This is a genomic window from Acidovorax sp. (genome assembly GCF_046339755.1).
In the GTDB taxonomy this organism is placed as follows: Bacteria; Pseudomonadota; Gammaproteobacteria; order Burkholderiales; family Burkholderiaceae_C; genus Acidovorax.
Genome location: NZ_JBKDTZ010000243.1, coordinates 18,558 through 39,305 on the forward strand (window position 1 = coordinate 18,558; position 20,748 = coordinate 39,305).

Consider the following 20,748-nt stretch of genomic DNA (forward strand, 5'->3'; position numbering starts at 1 on the left):
GGCGGCGGTGATCGGCATCGTGCGGCGCCACGCCGCTCGGCACCCTCGGATGCGAGGTTCGATTGGAGGCCATGCGGCCCAGGGAAAGCCCTGTCTAGAAATTTCCACCATACTCGGGGCTATCCACCACGCGCACGCGCGACCAACGTTCCAAACACCAAAGACTTTCGATGTGGCAAGGCTCAAAAGACGCCGGCTCCGCTCCGTATCGAGCGGCCGAATCAGTCCGCTGGCTACGGTTGCTGGCCGTCCTGAGCATCTGCGTCCCGCTCTTCATCTATTTGGTCGTCGGCGCAGTCCAGTACCTCTCCTCGAGAGAGGATGCGTCCGCCCGCGCCAGTCGTTCGCTGCGCGTCGCGCACGAGCACGCAAGCAAGGTCATGGCGGCATCCGAGGCTCTTCAGGACAAGGTGTTGCTCCTGGTCAACGGGCGCAGCGCGCAGACGCTTCGGCAGGATGCGCTGGCACTGCACGAAGCGCTGCGCGCCAGGACCATCGATCAGCCCCAGATCCAATCGATCCTGATTCTGGATGCCGAGGGCAATACGTTGGTCAGCAGCCGACTGTTTCCGTTCCCGGTGCGCGACTTTTCCGACGGAGAATATTTCACGGTCCATCGACAAGGTCTCAAGGACGCCTATCTTTCCAAGCCCACGGTCACGCGCACGTCGAAGGAAAGGATCTTGAACCTGAGCCTTCCTTTCAACGACGACGCAGGCCAGTTCGGCGGTGTCATCAACGTGACGCTGCTGACGTCCTATTTCGATGCGTTCTACAGCGACCTGGTGGCGGACGAACCCGGCCTGGCGGTCAGCCTGTTCCACGAGAGCGGCGACATCTACGCCCGGTGGCCGATGGACGGGACGGCGGACAAACTGGCAGCCGACGACCCGGTCATCCAGCGGGTTCGCCAGGGCGAGGATTTCGCGCAGTTGCGAGGGTATTCGTCACTCACCAACGAGGACAGCTACATGGCCGTTCGCAAGATCGGCCGCTATCCCCTGTATGTCGACACGGGCGTGAGCCTGACCGCCATGCGCAATGTCGTGCTACGCGGTCTGGCTGCCGTGTTCGCCATGGGCGCCCTACCGGTCGCGGCCCTGTTCGCCGCGGCCACGATCGCGTTGCGCAATGCACGCCTGGCCCTGGAGTCCTCGGAAAGCCTGAAGAAGGAGATCGAGACGCGTCGACGCGCCGAGGAAGCGCTGCTCCAGGCCCAGAAGCTTGAAGCCCTGGGTCGCCTGACCGGCGGCGTGGCGCACGACTTCAACAACGCACTCATGGTGATCAGCAACAACGTGCACCTACTCAAGCGCTCCGTCCCCGACGTCGGCACCAAGCAGATCGAGTCCATCACGCGGGCCGTCAAATCCGCCACCAATCTGACCCGCCAGTTGCTGGCGTTCTCGCGGCGCCAGCCATTGATCGCGGAGCAAGTTGCCCTGCAGGACAAACTCCCCTCCATTACGGATTTGATCACCCCTGCGCTGGGAAGCCACGTGCAGTTGGAGGTCCGCGTACATCCCGCCACCCCTGCGGTGACGCTGGATCTTGCGGAATTGGAGCTGGCGCTTCTGAATCTGGCGATCAACGCACGCGATGCCATGCCCAAAGGGGGATCGCTCTCGATTCACGCCCGACCCGCGACAGCAAGCGAGACCGAAACGGGCGGTCCGGCAATGGTGGTGATCGAAGTCAGGGACAGCGGGACCGGTATCGCGCCCGATGTGCTGGCCAAGGTGTTCGAACCCTTCTTCACCACCAAGGCGGTGGGCGAAGGCACTGGCCTGGGGCTGAGCCAGGTCTACGGGATGTGCCAGCGCCTGCACGGGAGAGCGGAAATCGTAAGCGAGGTAGGCGCGGGGACCTGCGTTCGGCTGATCCTGCCCTGTTCCACCTCGTCGGCCCCCGTCGCTCCCACCTCCGCACCGCCACTCTCCGCGCTCGCCATGTCCCTGCTGCTTGTCGAAGACAATGAAGAGGTCGCGGCATCGCTCGTCCCCATCCTTGAAACCCTGGGGTGCCAAGTGACGCATGTCGATCGGGCCGACAAGGCGAAGACGCTGCTGGAACGCGGCGAGCGCCCCGACCTAGTGCTGTCCGATGTCGTGATGCCCGGCGAGCTGGACGGGGTGGGGTTGGCCCGGCACATCCGGCATGCCTGGCCCTGGCAGCGCTTGTTGCTGATGACCGGCTACGCGGAACAACTTGACCATCTGAGGACCTTGGGATTCGAAGTCCTGCCGAAGCCGTGCACGCCGCACATGCTGCACGCCGCGATCGCCAAGGCCGCCGCGCGCGACTAGTTGTGAGGATTCAATAGGTTGTATCCGGTGTTCATCCGGATTGGGTTTGAGAGACTGGAAGTCGCCAAACACCCAATCAACTCGGGACACCCAACCGAATGAACACCCATAAGCATGCCCGACTTACGTTTGCCCGTCGCCTGGAGATGGTCCAGCAGATGACACTGCAGGGCCTCAGCGCGGTGCAAGCCGCTGCTGTACAAGGCGTCACCCCGCCAACGGCCAGGAAGTGGCTTGGCCGCTATCTGGCAGGAGGTGAGGCTGCCCTGGCCGATGCATCCTCCAGGCCCGCCAGCTCACCCCGTGCCATCGACCCATCCACGGCCTTGCTGATCCTGGCGTTGCGCAAGCGGCGCATGCTGCAGGCGCGCATTGCACGCAACGTGGGTGTCTACCACCAATGCCGGCCAGCAGATGCCACCGGTGGAAAGCCGCCAGGTCGAGCTCGGCTACAAGCACGAGCTGGCCAATGGCGCCCTGCTGACGGCCGCGCTGTTCGACATCACCAAGGGGCTGGAGTTCACGCAGCCGGCCACGGCGGCCGGCGCCCTGCCCACCTATGTGCAGGCCGGCCAGCAGCGCAACAAGGGCCTGGAGCTTGGCGTGGGCGGCCCCGTGCTGCCGGGCCTGAGCCTGTCGTGCGGCCTGCTGCTGCTACAGGCCAAGGTGGTCAACAACGGCAATGCTGCACAGGCAGGCAAGCGCCCCGCCGGCGTGCCGCGCATCACCCTGCCGCTGTATGCCGACTGGCGCATCGCCGCCGTGCCCGGGCTGTCGCTGTCGGCCGGCGCCATCCACTTCGGCAAGCAGTACGTGGACCTGGCCAACGTGCGCGAGATCCCGGCCTGGACGCGCTTTGACGCGGGAGCCCAGTTCAAGACCCAACTCAACGGCGCGCAGACCACCTTCACGCTGAACGTCGAGAACCTGGCAGACCGCCGCTACTGGTCGTCGGTGACGGCGGGTTCGCTGGCCCTGGGCGCGCCGCGCACGGTCAAGTTCTCGGCCACGGTGGCGTTCGATTGATGCACATGGCAGGTGATCGGCGGCAAGTGGTTCAGCCCGGACCGCATTTGGGTGCGTGTGGTCCAGGCATGGGCTCCCCGGCACATGACGCACCCACGATGCTGGAGCGCCTGCGCAAGGCGGGCCTGCGGCCCACGACCGCGCGCGTGTCGATCGTGCAGGCTGTCGAGGCCTGCGCAGTACCCATGACGGCAGAAGACGTGTTCCGTGCGCTGATGCGGCGTGGCATCTCCATGGGTTTTGGCACCGCCTACCGCGCCCTTTCAGAACTCACGACCGCAGGCTTGGTCGCGCGCGTCTTGATGGATGAACGTCATAGACCAAAGTTTCTGTATTCAAAAACGCTACGACGTGAGGAGGTAAGCCTTTACGCCATCCTGCAGACCGAGATCCCATCAACGTGCGACCGTACATGACCAGTGGCATCTGGATGGAAATTTCACGACACCTTTGAGTTTTGCTTAGCGGTTTACCAAACACTGGACGTCCCCGGCCCGTCATGGCCGGCCGCGCTGTCGTGCTTCGCATCGAGCCTCGCTGCGCGAGTCTCGCCCCATTCGGGCTTCCATCGTTCCCTCGCGATGCTCGGCTGACGCCTCCGGCCCGGACTGTCGGTCCGGACCTGCGCGTTTCACTTGCCGTGGGGAGCGGTGTTTTGGAGGTCTGGGGTTGGCTGGTTTGCTGTTCCCTTCACCGTACCACGCCGTTCTCGTCGTCAAGGTCTTCGCCCCCTGCCCTTCGCCAGGGAGCTTGCGGCCTGGCGACCGTCTTCGAACCTTGACCACTGCGCTGCGCCGTGCTGCTGCCGGTCTCGGGCAATCCCGCCCGATACATGGAGCCGACGATGGCGCACGATATCCTCTCTTTCGATCCTTCTACCCTGCTTGTTCGCGATGTCTGTGGCTCTTACCGGATCGCGGAGCCCGATGAGGTTCTGCAGGCTGCGCAACGTTTGCTGATCGACAAACTCCAGGGTCGAGAGGTGCTGTCGTCGCCCAAGGCCGTTCGCGACTTCCTGCGCGTGAAGCTGGGGGCGCTTGAGCACGAAGTGTTCGCTGTGTTGATGCTCGACTCTCAGAACCGGCTGATCGAGTACGTGGAGCTGTTTCGAGGCACGGTGAGCCAAGCATCGGTTTATCCGAGGGAGGTTGTCAAGGAGGCGCTGCGACACAATGCAGCGGCCATGATCCTGGTGCACAACCATCCATCAGGGGTTGCCGATCCGTCCCGAGCAGATGAGCACTTGACGCAGAACCTCAAGGCGGCGCTGCAGTTGGTGGATGTCCGAGTGCTTGATCACCTGGTTGTCGCTGGCGTCGAGACGGTGTCGTTCGCGGAGCGCGGGCTACTGTGACCGTCTGGGCCTTCGGGCCCTTTTCTCGCCTGCTTGCCTCACCGACGCGTGCGGCAGCGTGGTGTCTTCGCGCACCTAGCCGAACTCGCGTTGCTGTTCCTTTCCTGTGCTTCGGTGAATTCCGCAGCAGGTGTGCACGGATGGATCTTCACGAGGCAAAGCCGCGCTCGAACGCGTTCAGGAAGGCTGCAATGCGGCCTTCTCCAATCTCAGGCTCTACCATTGCCTTGGAGCGCAGCAACTGGTCGAGCATCAGCTGTCGAAGCTTTGTGTCTGAGAGAATTGCTCTCACCTGCTGTGCAGTTGCTGGCCGGCAGGTCTTGGCGGCATCCTTGCCGAGCAAGGTCGCCCCCGCCAGCTCCATGTCGTGTTCGGCCTTGGCCAACACCTCGATCTCGGCTTCGTACAGCCGGTCCTCGTTTCCTGCGTCTGCATAGCGCTGCGCGATCAGTAGGAAGTCGGTGGCATCCTTGCGGCTGGCAGTGTGCCGGTCTTTCCAGGCCAGGAGCTTCAAGACGGCCAGCGAGGGGAGAGAACAGACTCGCGTGCGCATTCCTTCGCCGAGGTCTACCGGCACTGCGAACTGCTGCGCGTCCTCAAAGCCTGCGACGTTGAGGACGACATCGCGGTTTGGGGGCCAGGCGATGTGCTGCCCCTCGTCCGCGACTTCGCCGAATGGTATGAGATCGAGCGGCACCCCGCCCTGCCTTGCGAAATGCAGTCGATGTGGACTTCCTTCGAGCGCGAAAAATCGCCCAGTCTCGATCAGTCGTACCCGCAGCTTGTTGAACTCTTCCCAATCACGCAGATACACCCCAATGTCGACGTCCAGCGTGGCTCGTTCAATCGCGCCTCCGAAGACGTGGTGCAGAAGGATGTCTCGCGCGAGTGCGCCACCCACGAAGTATTCAATGCTCTGTTCAGTCGCTGCTTGATGGGCATGCTGGAGGATCTCCAACAAGAATGGATCTATCGGCCGTTCGCGTGCAACCTCAAGCATCTCGAAGCCTTTTCAGGACCAGCTGCGCTGCTTCGAGGGTGCGATCGTCTCGGCTGGCCAGGAGGTCCGCGTACACCAGCAGCGGGGGAACCGTTGGAGGGTCAATGCTCTTGCTGAGTGGCCAGAAGGCATCGAGCACTTCGACAGACCCCTTGGGGTCCGGCTTCAGGCGGAAGAGAACAATCAAGTCTGAGCGGGGGATCTTGCTGTAGATCGTCGCCTCAGTTGGCTTGAGGTAGCTCGTCTGATGAAATGCAGCCACTTCCCCGCCCCACTGAGCCTTTTCCGCATCCAGGTGCGCATCTTTCCACCAGTTTTCAGTGAGCGGCTTGTACCGCTTCCCGTTGAGCTTTTCGCGCAGGGTCACGGAGTAGTGTGTGGCCCATTCCGTTTCCAGAGTGTCCTGGGCGAGCATCCGCCGGGGACTGTCGATTCCGCGGGTCAGGAAGCCCAAGTTCTCCAGGTCCTTGATCACGGGTCCTACGGATCCTAGCGACACACCTGCAGCCTCGGCGATATCTCGCTGCGTGCCATCGACCAGCGCTCGCTGCGTCAGCAAATTGAAGATGACTCGCAGGGCGCTTGGCCTGCTCCACATACCTACCGTGGCCTTGGCCTGGGCATCATCGCGGCGGGGGATTCCTGTGATGAACACGTGGCAGCCTGGCACTCGGATGAAGGCGTTGCCTGAGGTGTCGATGAAGTTCAGGCAGAGCCGCCGGCATTCATCTGCCATGGTCGGCGAGATAAAGGGTGCGATGAGCAGTTGGTCTGCCCCCTCCTCCTCTCCCATTGAGGCTGTGGCATCGAGAGCTTTCAGGGTGCGGAGGGTTTGCACGCGAGCTACGAGTCGCACTTGCGCTTCGAAAATATGTTCCGCTGCCTCAGGTAGGGCCGCCTTGAGGTGGGTTGTTCCCGAGCGGTTGGGCACCGGTTCGAACTGCAATACAGGCGCTATGGCCTCTAGTGCGCGATCAATGATGCCCTGATTGTCCATCTTTTTTCAATGTCCACGTTACGTGAACATCAATAATACCTGAACAAGCCTGGAGAGGGCAATCCGTTGTACCGCCAGCGGTCTAACTCAGGCAGTAGGAACACGGACGTCTCCGGCCACTAAGTGCATGGCCGGCCGCGCTGTCGTGCTTCGCATCGAGCCTCGCTACGCGAGTCTCGCCCCATTCGGGCTTCCATCGTTCCCTCGCGCTGCTCGGCTGACGCCTCCGGCCCGGTCCTTGATCCGGGCCTGCGCGCTTCGCTTGCCGTGCGGTGGGCACAAAGAAGCCGGCTGTTGCCTGTCCAGCCGTCTTTCCTAACTCCATCACCTTGTCCGCGACTGTAGCCCGCGGCCGCAAACCGTCAAGGCGCACCAGGCCGAGTCCTCGGCTTCGCCTGCGGGCCGCACCTACCTGGCGCTTGATTCCTTGACGGTTTGCGGCCGCGCGCTCCTGAACGTCTCGGGCGATGAACTCAGGAAAGACGGTGGCAACGAGGCCAGCCGGGTTCTTTGTGCCAACCGCACCGAACAGCCACGTGCTGGGCTCCGAATCTAGGAATCCGGTGTGCAGTTTTCAACAGCCAATCCATTCAGGAGAAACAACATGCTCGCATCCCGCTTTGCTTCCCGTTCCCCCGTGCTGCGCAGTGACAGCCCTTTGTCCGATGACCAGATCCGTGCAGTGGTCCCCTCCATCTTTGCCGACGCACCCCACGAAAGCCGCTCCGAGCGATACAGCTACATCCCCACCGTTTCCGTTTTGACCGAGCTGCGCAAGGAGGGCTTCCAACCGTTCATGGTGACGCAGACCCGCGTGCGCAATGAGCAGCGCCGCGACTACACGAAGCACATGATTCGCCTGCGCCATGCCAGCCAGATCACGGCCCGAGGCGAGGCCAATGAAATCATCCTCCTGAACTCCCACGATGGCACAAGCAGCTACCAGATGCTGGCAGGGATGTTCAGATTTGTTTGCAGCAATGGCCTGGTATGCGGCGACACCGTGGCGGACGTGCGCGTTCCACACAAGGGCGATGTGGCCGGCCATGTGATCGAGGGCGCCTACCAAGTGCTGGGTGGGTTTGATCAGGCCCGCGAGTCGCGCGAATCGATGCAGGCGATCACGCTGGATACGGGGGAAGCGGAAGTTTTCGCCCGCGCAGCCCTGGCCCTCAAATACGACGACGCCACGAAGCCCGCTCCCGTCACGGAGTCGCAGATTTTGATGCCTCGCCGTTCGGACGACAGCCGCCCCGATCTGTGGACGGTGTTCAACCGCACGCAGGAAAACCTGACCAAGGGCGGGCTTGCAGGACGCAGTGCCAATGGCCGTCGCCAACAGACGCGACCAGTGCAAGGCATTGACTCCGATATCCGCCTGAACCGCGCACTTTGGCTGTTGGCCGATGGCATGCGCCAGCTCAAGGCTTGACCTGATTTCACCGGGAGGGGGAGGCCCCCTCCCCTCCTCTCTCCCAAGTACCGATTTCACTTTCTATTTTCATTTCACGACAGGACAACACCATGAACGCAATCACCACCACCGAAGCTCAAGCCATCGCCACCACCGCCCTGCAGATCGCCATTCCATCGAAGAACATGCTTCTCGTTCCCCTGTCTCGGCTGCGCCCTTCCTCCCGCAACGTCCGCACCACTCCTGCGAAAGCCATTGAAGCCATGGCGTCGAGCATTGAACGCGTTGGCCTGCTGCAGAACCTCTCTGTGACACTGACCGCTGATGGCGTGAACTACGAAGTCGTGGCCGGGGGACGCCGCCTTGCGGCTCTCAAGCTGCTGGCAAAGAAGCGGCGCATCGCGAAGGACTGGGAAGTTCCCTGCCTGCAGGTGACCGATGCCAGCGCGCGCACGGTGAGCCTGACGGAAAACGTCCAGCGTGAGGCGATGCACCCTGCCGACGAATACGAAGCATTTGCCGCCTTGAAGGCCGAAGGCCGGCCCGTCGAGGACATCGCGGCGAACTTCGGTGTGACGCCCTTGGTTGTGCAGCGCCGCCTCAAGCTCGCCAACGTGTCGCCGCGACTCATCGCCGACTACCGTGCGGACGCGGTCACGCTGGACCAGCTCATGGCGCTGGCCGCGACGGACGATCACGCAGCGCAGGAAGCTGCGTTCTACGACTCCCCACAGTGGCAGCGCAGCCCTTCAGCACTGCGCGAACATCTGACGGCCCAAGAGATGAAGGCTTCGCACGCCTGGGTCCGGTTTGTTGGCCTGGAAGTCTACGAGCAGGCCGGTGGCGGTATTCGCCGGGACCTGTTTGCAGAAGGCGATGACGGCATCTTTGTGTCCGACAGAGCGCTACTGGAAACCCTGGTAAGGGACAAACTGGAAGCCAGTGCAGCGACACTGCGCGCCGAAGGCTGGGCCTGGGTGGACATTGCCCCCGCTGCAACCTTCACCGACATGCATGCATTCCATCGTGCCCCGCGTGAACCGCGCGCCGCGACAAAGAAGGAAACCAAGCGTATGGAGGAAATCGAGGCACAGATTCAGCAGATCGGCGAAGCAGTTGATGCGGCGATGGATGCGGACGATGAGGCAAAGGCTGACGAACTTCAGGAAGAAGGCGACCGACTGGGCAATGAACTTCAGGCTTTGGAGGACTCGCTGCTTGAATTCAGCGACTCCATTAAGTCGGTGGGCGGGTGCGTCGTCACCGTTGATCGAAGCGGCGAAGCGGCTGTGCATCGGGGTCTGTTGAAGGAAGAAGATCACAAGGCCTTTCGTGCGCAGGAAGCGACCTGCAACGGCGCAGCATCCGAGGGAATTGCCAGCGGTCAGGATGGCAGTTCTGAAGACGCCCGGGCGTCGGCCGGGATGTCCGACAAGCTCGCCCAGCGCCTGAGCGCGCATCGCACGGCAGCGCTGCAGGTCGAGATTGCACGGCATCCCCAGGTCGCCTTGGCTACCTTGGTGCACAACCTGGTGCAGACCAGCCTGCATCGCGGGTATCAGCGGGGCCTGCCAATGGGCGTTCGGATCACTGAACAGTTGGGGCTGGATACCCTCGCTGCTGACCTGCCCGAGTCGCCTGCAGCGATCGCACTGCGCGAGACGCGGCGGACCTGGGCCGAGAAGCTTCCCACGGACAGCGACGAACTATTTGCCGCCCTCATCGCGATGGCGCAGGATGAACTTGTCCAGTTGCTGGCAGTCTGCACGGCTACTGGGATTGATGTGGTGACGCATCGCCACACTGCAAATCAACCAGGCGAGCAAATCGCCCAGGCGGCTGGCCTGAACATGGCGACATGGTGGAAGCCCACCGCAGAGGGGTACTTCAAGCACCTGTCGAAGGCCATGATTCAGAATGCTGTGAGCGAGTTTGCGCCCAGCGAGGTGGAGCGGCTTGGAAAACTCAAGAAGGCCGAAATTGCAAGCGAGGCAGAACGTCTGGTTGCCGGCACTGGCTGGATGCCTGCGGTCTTCGCACTCAACCCCGTTCAAAATGCCGAGCAGCTGGTGGACACAGTAGAAGCGAGCCTTGAGGGCGCGCCGGATGCTGCATCGAGCACCGACAAGCCTGCGGAGTAATGACAAGGGCGCGGTGCAGGCGCCGCGCCCTTCTTGACCAATTCAACTGGTCCAGCGCGTTTGCAAACACTATGCTCTCGCTCTGACCGCATTGACACTGCACCACACCTTCCATGTACAAGAAATCAAACAACAGCCAGGTTGACCGACTGAACGATGTAGCTTTGGCTGTCGCCAAGGGCGACGAGTCGGGGTTTTGGGTTCTCTCGACTGGCCAGCAGTGCTACGTTGCCCTCGCGGCGAGCCGATCAGATCTCCTGGCGGAGATGGGCTATACGGTGCCGGAGGCGCTTGCCCGCCTGGACCCAGGTTGGATCGAGTTGCTCATCAGCTCCTGGGAACATGCTGGCAACCCGGCGAAGTATGCGTAGCGCTCCCCCATTGAAAGAATGAGCATGAAAGAGCAGATATCTTTGGCGGAAACCAGCGGCGAAAGCTGCCACGCGGAGCCGCCGTCGAAAAGTTGGCGCGTGCTGCAGCAGCCGTGCCCGAGCTGCCCCTGGAGGATGGACCAGAGCGCGGAGGACATCCCGGGGTTCAGTCTCGAAATGGCCCGCGACCTTGCAGCCACCTGCCCGAACGAGCGCGGGCATGGGCCGAACTTTGGCGCGGCGATTTTTGCATGCCACCAATCCAAGGTTGGTGGAGAAATGCCGTGCGCAGGGTGGCTGGCGACCGTGGGCCACAGTCATCCGAACGTGCGTCTTGCGGTCATTCAGGGGCGGGTGGATCCCGAGGCCCTGACGCCCGGGGCTAATTGGCCGGCACTGCATGGGAACTACGGCGAAGTACTCCAAAAGTTGGAGGGCTCAGATGATGAGGCTGCTCGCGCCGAGTCTGCCCACGAGCATGGAGAAGTTGAATGAATCAAGAGTCGTGGTCGGAGAGTGTCACCGACGAAGATTTCGTCGGCGAGCAGATCCAAGTGAGTGCCCTTGGCACAACCGTGTGGGTGTTCTCGCTCGACGGATCGACCGTTGGTCGATTCGACAAGCGATTTGGCATGGACGTACATACCAGCGTTGAACAGCAGATGGCGGGCGCCTCCCAATGCCTGCATTGCACGCATGAGCGTGCGGGTCCAGGCGAGTGGGTGGAGTTCTGCTCGCTGATCAAGCAGCACTTCGACATTGAGGTCCCCCAGGATCTGATTAAGTTTGAGTGAGCTGCATCAAATCTTCGCGAGTGTTGGGCACAAACGCGGCACAGACATATCTGCGTCTGATGTCCAAGCCAACATCCTGGAAGGTGCGACGATATGATCAGATTCACGAACCAATTTCTCTGAAAAACATGACTCAGCTTTCGCCTGTAATGATCGCGCTGAAGCGGCCCACCGGCTGCGAGGATGTGCATGGCGATCTGGTAATGGATGAAGCGCTGCGACCCGGCTGGCCATGGTCTTTCGTAAGAGATGATGGATCGGCTGTGGTTGTCGCGATTGACCGACCGGAAGGCTACGAACGCAGCGCGGCCAAGACTCTGGCGAAAGACGCCGTGAAAACGACTTGGCCCTCCTGGTCCGTCGTCGCGCAGTAGTTCTAAGGACTCTCGAAAATGGCAAACACCAGCCTGTCAAATACCCAGCGCGCTCACGTCGCGAAGGTCTTTCCCGAGTGCCGTTCAGATATGGCCCGCTACCTCTCTGAAGGAGCGGTCGTCGGTGTCTGATGCAAAAGGCTGTCGGCGATGCGCCGCCCTTTGCGATATACGTCTGCTCGGACCCCGACTTTTGGATTGATTGCTGCGAGAGTGAGAAGGAGGCTTGGGCGCATGCCAAGGCACTCGGGTTGACTCTTTCTCCACACTAGCAGCCGTACGATTGCCTAGGACGCGGCAGCAAGCGATCAAGATACCCAAAACTTTCAGCGCTGAAAGTTCGTCGCCCATGCCCAAAAAAGCGAGTCGCTACACTGAGGAGGAGATCCTCGCGACTGCTGCGACACGGGATCCAAGGTCGGCTTTGATGTAGATCGCCGTTGTATTGATGGACGCGTGCCCCATCAATGCCTGCACTACCGTCAGATCCTTGTCGCTGGACTTGAGCGCATGGTGCGCGAAGGTATGGCGAAGCCAGTGAGTCGAGGCCTTCAAAAACGTACCGCGCATCGCGCCTTTGGCCGCCAGGTCTTCCCCGGCAAGAGCTGCACATTCCCGGAAGAAGCTCTTGAGCAACGAGTACATCGCCGAAGCGGACAACCCACCGTGCGAGTTGACCGACCAGTCCTCCAAGTGCGCAGTCGACATGCCATCGACTACCAAGTGCGGCATCTCCCCCCCCAACTGGCGCCTTTCAATGTGCCGCTTCTTGGCCATACCTTTGATCCAGCGTTCGTCGAGGACTCCGATGAGCGGCATATCTGGAAGTTTGACGGCGCGATAGTGAGCAAGCACCCCTTCAATAGCAAGCTCCTGCCGGTCCGCGAGGTGTGCCAGCAGCGCCTGGTGAGTCGCTTCATTGATCGGCACCATGCGCAGGCGACGGCCCTTGCCCTCGACACTCAGCACCAGGTCGTCGGACGCACGCCCTTCCAGACGCGCGCGCGAGAGATCACCCCATTTCGCCTTCTCGACTTCTTCTCGCCGCAGCCCTGACGACTCCAACAAGCGAATGATCGCGGCCAGGCGCCGCTTAATGGCCCCCTCCTCCAAACCCCGGAACGTCGCTCCGATCACCTGAAGGTTCTGCTCTGAGAAAGAGCGCATGACATCCATCGTCGCGGTCTCGCGCTTTGGCGTTGCGATCCCTTCCACAGGATTGCTGATCAAGTAGCCCTGCGACTTCCAGCTCGCGAACATTGTGCCGATGGCCGCAAAGGTCAGCACCACGCTTTGATCGTTCAGGGGAGCACGCAGCGGCCGCCAGCCAGCGTCAGCTTTCAGCTTCCGGGCGTTGCCCTCCTGCACCCAGTGTGCAGGCGGGTTGCGGAGGAACGCCTTGAACTCCAGAAGATCCTGTGTGGTGAGCGACGACAAAGCCGTGCGGCGCTCGTGGATGGCCCATAGCACCAAGCGCTCCACGGCCCGGCGATAGCTCGTTTGAGTCGCACATGACTTCTCCTGGATGATCGAAAACCAGGCCTGCACCGCTTCAAGGTCGTTAGTGGCATTGAAGGTGTTCGCCCGATCACTGCGAAACGTGCCCTCCTCTCCGCGGAGTTCCAGCGGCCACGTCGCTTGACTCAGCGGCTCGATGGCCGGCGCCGTTGCACCTCGGGTCGACATCTGCGCGACCAGGCCAAGGGCAGGCAGGCCTGCGCTGGGTTTCACGCCCCACCTCAACAGCCAGTTTTCCAGCGCCCTGGCGCGGGTGGTTCCGTACCTGGGCACATCGTCAAACCAGCGGGTACCCCGCAGCGCGATCCAGTCCACGAGATCCCCGAGGACGATGACGCCGGCGCGGTTCATGGCATCGCGCTGCTTCGAGCTTAGCGAGATCCACTGCTCCAATCGGTGCCCACGCTCTGGTGCGACTGCAAGCTGAGCACTCAGCCAGTCGATGGCCCCGAGAAGAATCTCCATGCGAGCGCCGTTGCTTAACGCCTTCGTAGCCGGGACTAGAAGCTGTGGGGCAGGCTCATCAGTCGATACATCAGCATTTTCATGCGACGGGCCAGGCGCTGACGCCGCCGGGTACTCTTCCGCGTACATCTCGATCAACTCGGCTTCGCCGAACATGCCCTCGTCGAATTGACTCGCGAATTCTTCGAGAGTCGGGATCGCAGGTGACCCGGAGCTGGGTGGGGCCTGATCCTCCGGTCTGGGCTCGATGCCCACCGGTGTTGGGGCCACGCCGATCTTCAGCGCCTGAAGGTCGGTCAACATTTTTCTGGCACTCGAAGAATCCGGGAGCTCGCGAGCGCCGCTCGTGATTCGCCCGATGAGGACTTGGCAGAACGCGATGAGCGCAGCACGCTCTGGCGGGCGACCTGGCCAGACCAGGTACTGCCTGGATGCGACGGTCAGGTCGACGCCTTGGGCAACAGCTCTCAAAAACGCGAACTCGTCAGAGGTGACGTGGCTGTGTGCAGTGCGGGTCTTAGCGCCGAGCGGACGCCCTCGACGTCGTTGAGGCCTCGCTACCTCGACCGTCCAAGCTTGCGACTCGCTGTCAGCGTGCAACAGCCCACGGCGATCAATCATCGTCCCACCTTAACGGCTAGACCTGCGCCCTCGAACCCTTTGGGATCAGCGGCGACATCTTCTCCGAAAGTACATAGGCCCACTTAGCCCCGTAATCGACCGACCCACGAGCATAGCGCTCCGACGCCAGAACCTCTTCCATCGTCGGTGCTCGCAGGCCATTGTCACTTGCGAACTTGCAAGCCGCAAAAAACACAGCCTCCACTTCTTTTCGCTGCCACTCCTCCAGAGCTCGTCCTTTTCGAAATTGGGCTTCGGCTTGAAACGTGTCGTAGATGATCTGAGCTGGCTGACGAGACGGTCGGAAAGGGTCAAAGTTCATAGTCATTCATCCGGTAGCCTCACTAGGGGAATTCTGGCATGTACATGGCACGGGACCGCGCTGGAGATCTCCTAGTTCACCGGCCCTGAGTGCGCTCACAGACAAAGAGCCGAATTTCATGCCTCAATTCTAAAGGTGATAACTATAATTATCGTCACTATAAAATTAAATGCAAACCTGCGACTGAAGCGGCCTTACGCGGGTGCGACGCTGGGCTATTCGCAGTCAGCCCCCTTAAACTACAGTGCAAGCCAATGCAGCCTCATCCCTCTCCCAGCCCCGATGTCAGCGATCTTGCAGCGAACTACGTGGATTGGGCGCTTGAGTTTGAGCGCTTGTGCATGGAGTCGGGTCGTCAGGCGTCACGCTACTTCTTCGGTGAAGGTCTTTCGCTGTACACCCGCTGGTCACGCGCCAAACTGGCCACCCACGGCCGCCCTACCCTTGTTCTGGCCAACATCGAGGTCGCGCCAGCGCTTCGCGGCCGCGGTCTCTTCACACTGATATGCGGCCGACTGATGCCTGCGGGAGGCGGCCTCCATTCAGAAGCCCTCTACGTCGAGCTCGTAGGTGAACCCCGACTCGCCTCCTGGCTGACTAGGAACGGGTTCTCGCAATGTCCGCATTCGGACGATATTGCCCCCTCGTTTTATGTGCTCAGGACCGGCAACGCCGACACCGAGGTCGCACAGCCTAGCTGGACGCAGCCCCAAACTCTTCGATGAACTGCGCCAGTGCCTGGGCAGTCGGCTCACCCCACAGTTCCTTCGCGTACCAGGGGGCAAAAATTCCTCGCACCGCGGCACTGTCGAGCCCTTTGTCGAGCTTCAGCGACTTGTTGGTGTTCTGTGTCTTGAACGCCTCGAAGAGCGTCTTGCGTTCGCCATCGTCCAGCTCCTTGTAGACCCCGAGGGCCTCGACCGCCCTGGCGGCCAGAAACCGCTCCATCACACTCCGACCGCTAGCCTTGCTAGAGGACGATCCAGCTTTGGGTGCTGCCAGTGCGGGCACTGGCACCGGGTTCTTTACCAAGTCCCCGAGCGTCCACCGAAAGTAGCCTGCAGGCGTTTCGAGAGGAGTCATCCCCTTGGACTCCGCTCGGGCTTCAACCCGCGAAATGGCAGTTCGCAGGAGGTCGTCGCTGTGCTGCGCGACTAGGTCGCTGGCGTCCGCCTGGCTGAACCCGAACTTCATCACCCTGGTCATCAGTTCCATGTCGATGATGGGCGGCGCCGGGAACTCGAGCTGGGCTTGCTTCGTCTGCTCGACCCTGAACTGCAGCTTCTCAACGCGCCGGCCGTTCTTGTGCTCGATCAGCTCTATGTTGATGTCAGTGAGCGCATTGATTTCGGCAATGGCTGGCTTCAGGGTGTCGCGTTTGAAGTACTTGTAGACGGGCGGTGTCGAGTCCGAAATTGAATTGCCGGTGATCACGCCGTACCAGTGCTCGTAGGTCTGAACGAACGTGACCTTGGACGGGTTGGTCGCGTAGCGGCGACAAATCTCGTACAGAGCAAGGGCGGAGCCTGACTTGAGCGAGCTTTGGTAGACGATGGAAAGCCGGGTGTAGGTGCTCGGCGCCATCACCTGCTCGTGCACCTCCGGGGGAAAAGCAAAGCCAAACCACACCTGGCCACCGTGCTTGTTCAAGCCCGCAGGGTTCACCAGGGTGACGGAGGAGACCAGTCGCTCGCTCGTCCACTGGCGCTCGTTCTCCATAAGCAGCTTGATGTTCTGCATTTCCTCGAGCTGCTTCTTCAGGTACTGCACATCCTTGCTGTCATAGGCGGCGTCCCTGGCGAGGTCAGACAGAGGAATCCAGAAGTATTTCTTGGCCGCCGCTGTGTTGATCGGGGCATTGAGCCCAGGAACCTTCATCTCCTGGGCGTGGTACATCATCACGTTGAACACCTTGCGAGAGAGCAGAGAGAGGTTGCCCTCTACGACTCGCAAACCAATCGCCTCATTGGTCTTGCGAAACTCCCGGAGATCGCTGGCGTCGATCGTGATGACCTCCCCAGCTTTCGCCTTGCTCTTCCTCGCCATCGGCATCGACCTTTCGTGAACGGTGCCTGGTGCGCGCTGCCATGCGGCCGGCTCTATCGGTGAAATTTCCGCGAGATTCTCTCACCTTTCGATAAGGGCGTCGAGGTTTCACCTTTGTATCGGTTTGTGGCAGTTTCACCTTTTCGTAGGTGAGAAGGCGGATCGTCGATTGACGGAGGTGGGGGCGCGGCTGGCCGGGTCGGCGTCTGCGGCTTGGTCAGGCTAGGTTCGAGGGGGCTGGAGGCTGTGCTCAAGTAAGCGGCCTGTTGTCCACACCCCGTAAAGGCTCACCTTTGGGCACTTTGCCCCTGAATCCACTCACCTATGGTCCCTGTATTGGCTCACCATTGGTGTTGCTTGCCCCTGGGAAGTCTCACCTATCTCCCTGTAGAGGCTCACCCCGGTCCCCGAACCCACTCACCTCATCGGCCTGCAAGGCGCTCTGGGCTTAGATTTCGCGGCGCTTAAATTGTATTTAAGGATTCCAAGGATGTTCAATACAAAGAATTCTCAACAGGGCGCGGACCTTGCATGTGAAATCCAATACCAAACAGCCGGTCTGGCAATACCGTAAAGGATGGCGACCGTGCCTGATACACCGCTAGCGCAGCTTACGGGGGTGGGTCCCTGAAAAAGCTCACCTGTTCTAAGTCCCTGCTTGATGAATTCCTGGCTTAGCAACATAACGAATGGCGGTCGCTCAGGAGTGGAAAATCCTACTCCCCGTAAAAGCTCACCTTTGGGTGATCGATGTTGACGCAACGAAACGGAACGCATGGCAGATAGGAGATCTGCAGCGGTCCCTGAATAAGCTCACCTTTCTCGACACTGCCTGTGTGGTTCGACGGCGGGCTGCAGTTGCTGTCGATCGAGCGCCGTTCGCTGAAGAGTGCTGCGCGATTGCATTGCCCCCTGTAAAGGCTCACCTTTCCGGCAGGTCCCATTTGGTCTGACGTTTGGAGAGAGCAAGCGCACACTAAGTTATACATGCATCGGGACAACAGGCGCTTTTCGATCCCTGTTGAAGCTCACCTTTGGCTCTACCGACAGCCCTCTGGGCCGAAGAGATGCCGACGTCTATGGCCTTCGCCACCTTCCGCGTGGTCCTCGGCCTAGTGCGGATTGGAGGCACTTTGCACCGGTGCACACCGCTGGCCTTGCCTTTGACACTCCCCGTAGAGGCTCACCTTTGGGTCCGTTGTACCGCTATCAGACGCCCTCCCCTACTCGCTTGAGCCGCCAATTGTCGTGGTCCCTGAAAAGGCTCACCTTTGGTGATCGGCATGCGTAGACCCCTTTCGACGCTGCATCCTGCCCGCGACGGTGAGGGCGTTGGCATGCAGTCGAAGCGGGTTCAATCTCCTCCCCTGTAAAGGCTCACCTTTGGTAAGAACAGAGGGCCGTAGGAGCGATCAACAGCTCCAGCTTGAGGCTCGGGGACCAGCCAGGTCGTTATCGCCCCACTAAGCGTCGTCCAGACAGTTCCTTGGAGACCTTCTCTTCCAGGAGAGAGGCTTTTGCTCCCTGTGGAAGCTCACCTTTGGCCAAAGTCCCGATCAGTCGGCCAAGCCGAAACGGCTTCTCAGTTCGGCGACGAGCGCCGCCCTCTCCTTTGGATCGGCAAGCACCACCTCCAGCGCGACCTTGCCAGAATCCCATTCCTTGAGGGATCCGATCTGTTGACCCGTGTGCTGAATCTTGTACTGCCGCGAGGTTTCTTTCGGCTTGCGCTTTTCGCCGGTATCTAGCTTCGCCCGTATCGCGCTCACCTCCCTGGACGACAGGTCTTCTTCGATGATGCGGTTCACCAATGCGAGGACCTCAGTCTCACTCACCTTCTTCGCGGCGAGTGTGATCTCGTAGCCCACGAAGACGCCGAACTTCTCCGGCTGATCGCGCATCCGGTCGAGCACGGCAGAAGGAAGATTAAGCAATGCAATGGTCTTGTTCACCATTGAGTGTGAAACGCCCAGGAGTTCAGCGATCTGCAGTTCAGTCTGCACCAGCCCTTTGTCGATCAGCTTTCTCCACGCGAAGGCGTTGTCCAGAGGACTTTGAGCACTGCGCTCTTCATTGAGCAACCAACTCACCCGATAAAGTTCGAGGTCGCCCTCGTGCGGACGAATGACCAAGTTGATCGTGGGTTGACCAGCTGCAGCTAGGGCCTTCTTTCGGTAGTGGCCATCGATCAGCAGATAGTCGCCCGAGATTGTTGGATGCTCTATTGCCGATGCTGGAACGAGTTGACCGCGCGTGGCGATCGAAGCCGCCAGCTCCTTGACGATCTCTGGATCGTAAATGTGGCGAGCATTCAGTGGGTTCTCGTGCACCCTATCGAGAGGCGCAGCTACGATCCGCTGCTGAACAGGGGCAGAACTTTCAGCGCTGAAAGTTGCTTCGGTCGAGTTCGCAGCAGGCGCACTGGCGAGAGGTGCCGCAACAGCAAGCCCGGCTGGTCGCTCGGTAAGCACGGCCTCCGCTGCGGCAAATCGAGCGTTTACATCCTTTTTTTCTGCAGTGAGGGAAGCACGCATGGCGGCTTTGCGGTCGACTTTGGAAATCCTCTGGTGTCCTTAGTTCTTACGCATAGGAAGGCTCAGGAGACCGAGCACCTCGTCGGCCATCAACTCCACCTCTTCCACCGCAGCCGTCGCGCGAGGAACCTGGTGAACGGTTGAGCCGAGGATTTGAGCTTCTCTGAACGCTGCTCGTGAGCCCAACGTAGCCTTCAGTAGAGGGAAATCTTGGTCCTCGTCGAGCAGTTCCAGCAGTTCTTTTGCCAGCGACGTTGACCGCTGAACCATGTTCGCCACTACGCGCGCAACCAGTTCTTCGTTGTTGACCTGAGCCGACTCTGCCAGTTTTTTTGCAGATTCCGCCGCCCAAATATCCGCGGGACTTGGGACAAGGGGAATTAGTGCCAGATCCGAAACAAGCATGGCAGAAGTCGGCGCTGCTGAATTCATAGCAGGTGGGCAATCTATAAAAATTACATCGAATTTGTCGATGTGATTTTTCAATTCCCGGTGCATCTTCCCCTCCATCGGCGCAAGGCTCATCACGGAAGCCGGGAAAGCTCGCTCTTCAGGTGCTGCGCTTGCCCAGCGGCTCGCCGTGCCCTGCGGGTCCATGTCGACGACGAGCGACGCATAGCCACGAAGACCAAATGATCCGGCAAGACTCATCGCGATGGTGGTTTTGCCGCAACCGCCCTTTTGGTTAAACACCGTGACTACTTTTGCTGCCATTTCTGCTCCTGAGGGGGCGAACTTTCAGCGCTGAAAGTTTCGGCCAGTTCATTGAAGCCTTAATTCTAGACCAAATAAGCAGCAAATAAAATTAAATCGCATTAGAAGAAATGGAAATTTACGCGCAGCTAAGGTTCTTAGCATCCTGGATGTACGGTTCCCCCATTGGTCTGCCGCCGACTTTGCACCCGTGGCTAGAACTTTCAGCGCTGAAAGTTGGTTGGGGTTCAGTCTTCCATGATTGGAATGGTGGTCCGTTTGTTTGTGAAGCTGGCTTGTAGTCAGTCGTGGTCTGAGTGCCAGGTAAGTGCATGGACTTTCAGCGCTGAAAGTTGGACGTTCGCCAGATTGCGGGGAGCTAGTGGGAGACTCCCCTGTGCTCCATTGAATTAGCATTGCTATATCTCCGAATGAGTCCCGGTCGCGACGACTCTTTAATTCTTGGATGGTGAAGCCGGTGATTTTGGCTGACGACTCGCCAGTCTGTCATGATTTCTGGCGGTCGCATAAGTCTGGTGCTGAGATGGCGTGCGGATCACTGAATCTTCAAGTGCCGGGCTAGTGACTGCGGGGCGGGTAACTTTCAGCGCTGAAAGTCGGTATTCCACTTCTGGCCGAGATGGACTTGCCTCATTCAATGGCCTTCGCCAGAGCTTTGCGGTTGTTCTGGCAATTGGCGCTCGATTCAGGGCTCGGAGTTTGGAAAATTCTCCAAAAAAGTAGGCTGAGTTGCTTAGGCCATGTTGCGGAT

General features: G+C 60.4%; 17 protein-coding genes and 1 pseudogene. 11 read left to right on the forward strand and 7 right to left on the reverse strand.

The features are described 5' to 3' along the window. The first annotated feature begins 170 nt into the window (after positions 1 to 170). The 5 genes and pseudogenes from ACK59X_RS21295 to radC all read left to right on the forward strand — a co-directional run bounded on the left by ACK59X_RS21295 (position 171) and on the right by radC (position 4,686). Complete coding sequence (locus tag ACK59X_RS21295) at positions 171 to 2,306, forward strand: ATP-binding protein (protein ID WP_409960377.1); 2,136 nt, start codon at positions 171 to 173, stop codon at positions 2,304 to 2,306. A 98-nt stretch (positions 2,307 to 2,404) separates the two neighbouring features. Next, positions 2,405 to 2,698: pseudogene (locus ACK59X_RS21300) on the forward strand (leucine zipper domain-containing protein); the annotation flags it as partial. A 22-nt stretch (positions 2,699 to 2,720) separates the two neighbouring features. Then, positions 2,721 to 3,332 carry a TonB-dependent receptor domain-containing protein gene (locus ACK59X_RS21305; protein WP_409960393.1) on the forward strand — a complete coding sequence of 204 codons (612 nt, stop codon included), beginning with the start codon at positions 2,721 to 2,723 and terminating at the stop codon, positions 3,330 to 3,332. Positions 3,333 to 3,430: 98 nt separating this feature from the next. After that, entirely contained in the window at positions 3,431 to 3,748 is a 318-nt protein-coding gene (locus ACK59X_RS21310; protein ID WP_409960378.1) for a Fur family transcriptional regulator, read from the forward strand. A gap of 428 nt (positions 3,749 to 4,176) precedes the next feature. Continuing rightward, complete coding sequence (gene radC / locus ACK59X_RS21315) at positions 4,177 to 4,686, forward strand: RadC family protein (protein WP_409960394.1); 510 nt, start codon at positions 4,177 to 4,179, stop codon at positions 4,684 to 4,686. A gap of 148 nt (positions 4,687 to 4,834) precedes the next feature. Here the strand turns inward: radC and ACK59X_RS21320 are convergent, their stop codons facing one another. Both ACK59X_RS21320 and ACK59X_RS21325 read right to left on the reverse strand, forming a co-directional pair. Next, on the reverse strand, positions 4,835 to 5,686 hold the full coding sequence (locus tag ACK59X_RS21320) for a nucleotidyl transferase AbiEii/AbiGii toxin family protein (protein ID WP_409960379.1): 852 nt from the start codon (positions 5,684 to 5,686) through the stop codon (positions 4,835 to 4,837). Beyond that, entirely contained in the window at positions 5,679 to 6,683 is a 1,005-nt protein-coding gene (locus ACK59X_RS21325) for a type IV toxin-antitoxin system AbiEi family antitoxin (protein ID WP_409960380.1), read from the reverse strand. The genes ACK59X_RS21320 and ACK59X_RS21325 overlap by 8 nt, the downstream gene beginning before the upstream one ends. Positions 6,684 to 7,287: 604 nt before the next feature. On the opposite strand from ACK59X_RS21325, the gene ACK59X_RS21330 reads away from it, so the two are divergent. The 6 genes from ACK59X_RS21330 (at position 7,288) to ACK59X_RS21355 (ending at position 11,777) form a co-directional block, all read left to right on the forward strand. Then, the gene (locus tag ACK59X_RS21330; RefSeq protein ID WP_409960381.1) at positions 7,288 to 8,115 is read left to right on the forward strand and encodes a DUF932 domain-containing protein; all 828 of its coding nucleotides are present in this window, start codon (positions 7,288 to 7,290) and stop codon (positions 8,113 to 8,115) included. Between the two features lie 92 nt (positions 8,116 to 8,207). Next, on the forward strand, positions 8,208 to 10,238 hold the full coding sequence (locus tag ACK59X_RS21335; RefSeq protein ID WP_409960382.1) for a ParB/RepB/Spo0J family partition protein: 2,031 nt from the start codon (positions 8,208 to 8,210) through the stop codon (positions 10,236 to 10,238). A 113-nt stretch (positions 10,239 to 10,351) separates the two neighbouring features. After that, positions 10,352 to 10,609: a hypothetical protein gene (locus ACK59X_RS21340; RefSeq protein ID WP_409960383.1), complete on the forward strand. Its 258-nt coding sequence runs from the start codon at positions 10,352 to 10,354 to the stop codon at positions 10,607 to 10,609. A 24-nt stretch (positions 10,610 to 10,633) separates the two neighbouring features. Then, the gene (locus tag ACK59X_RS21345) at positions 10,634 to 11,104 is read left to right on the forward strand and encodes a DUF6283 family protein (protein WP_409960384.1); all 471 of its coding nucleotides are present in this window, start codon (positions 10,634 to 10,636) and stop codon (positions 11,102 to 11,104) included. Further along, positions 11,101 to 11,403 carry a hypothetical protein gene (locus ACK59X_RS21350; RefSeq protein ID WP_409960385.1) on the forward strand — a complete coding sequence of 101 codons (303 nt, stop codon included), beginning with the start codon at positions 11,101 to 11,103 and terminating at the stop codon, positions 11,401 to 11,403. Before ACK59X_RS21345 ends, ACK59X_RS21350 begins: the two co-directional genes overlap by 4 nt. A 59-nt stretch (positions 11,404 to 11,462) precedes the next feature. After that, on the forward strand, positions 11,463 to 11,777 hold the full coding sequence (locus ACK59X_RS21355) for a hypothetical protein (protein WP_409960386.1): 315 nt from the start codon (positions 11,463 to 11,465) through the stop codon (positions 11,775 to 11,777). 369 nt (positions 11,778 to 12,146) lie between these two features. Here the strand turns inward: ACK59X_RS21355 and ACK59X_RS21360 are convergent, their stop codons facing one another. From ACK59X_RS21360 to parA, 5 genes are all read right to left on the reverse strand, one after another. After that, on the reverse strand, positions 12,147 to 14,063 hold the full coding sequence (locus ACK59X_RS21360) for a tyrosine-type recombinase/integrase (RefSeq protein WP_409960387.1): 1,917 nt from the start codon (positions 14,061 to 14,063) through the stop codon (positions 12,147 to 12,149). Between the two features lie 334 nt (positions 14,064 to 14,397). After that, the gene (locus tag ACK59X_RS21365) at positions 14,398 to 14,709 is read right to left on the reverse strand and encodes a hypothetical protein (protein ID WP_409960388.1); all 312 of its coding nucleotides are present in this window, start codon (positions 14,707 to 14,709) and stop codon (positions 14,398 to 14,400) included. Between the two features lie 687 nt (positions 14,710 to 15,396). Continuing rightward, positions 15,397 to 16,749, reverse strand: a complete 1,353-nt coding sequence (locus tag ACK59X_RS21370; RefSeq protein WP_409960389.1) for a replication initiation protein — start codon at positions 16,747 to 16,749, stop codon at positions 15,397 to 15,399. A 1,556-nt stretch (positions 16,750 to 18,305) separates the two neighbouring features. Further along, complete coding sequence (locus ACK59X_RS21375) at positions 18,306 to 19,283, reverse strand: ParB/RepB/Spo0J family partition protein (protein WP_409960390.1); 978 nt, start codon at positions 19,281 to 19,283, stop codon at positions 18,306 to 18,308. 39 nt (positions 19,284 to 19,322) lie between these two features. Beyond that, complete coding sequence (parA, locus tag ACK59X_RS21380; protein WP_409960391.1) at positions 19,323 to 19,997, reverse strand: ParA family partition ATPase; 675 nt, start codon at positions 19,995 to 19,997, stop codon at positions 19,323 to 19,325. Positions 19,998 to 20,748: the final 751 nt, after the last annotated feature.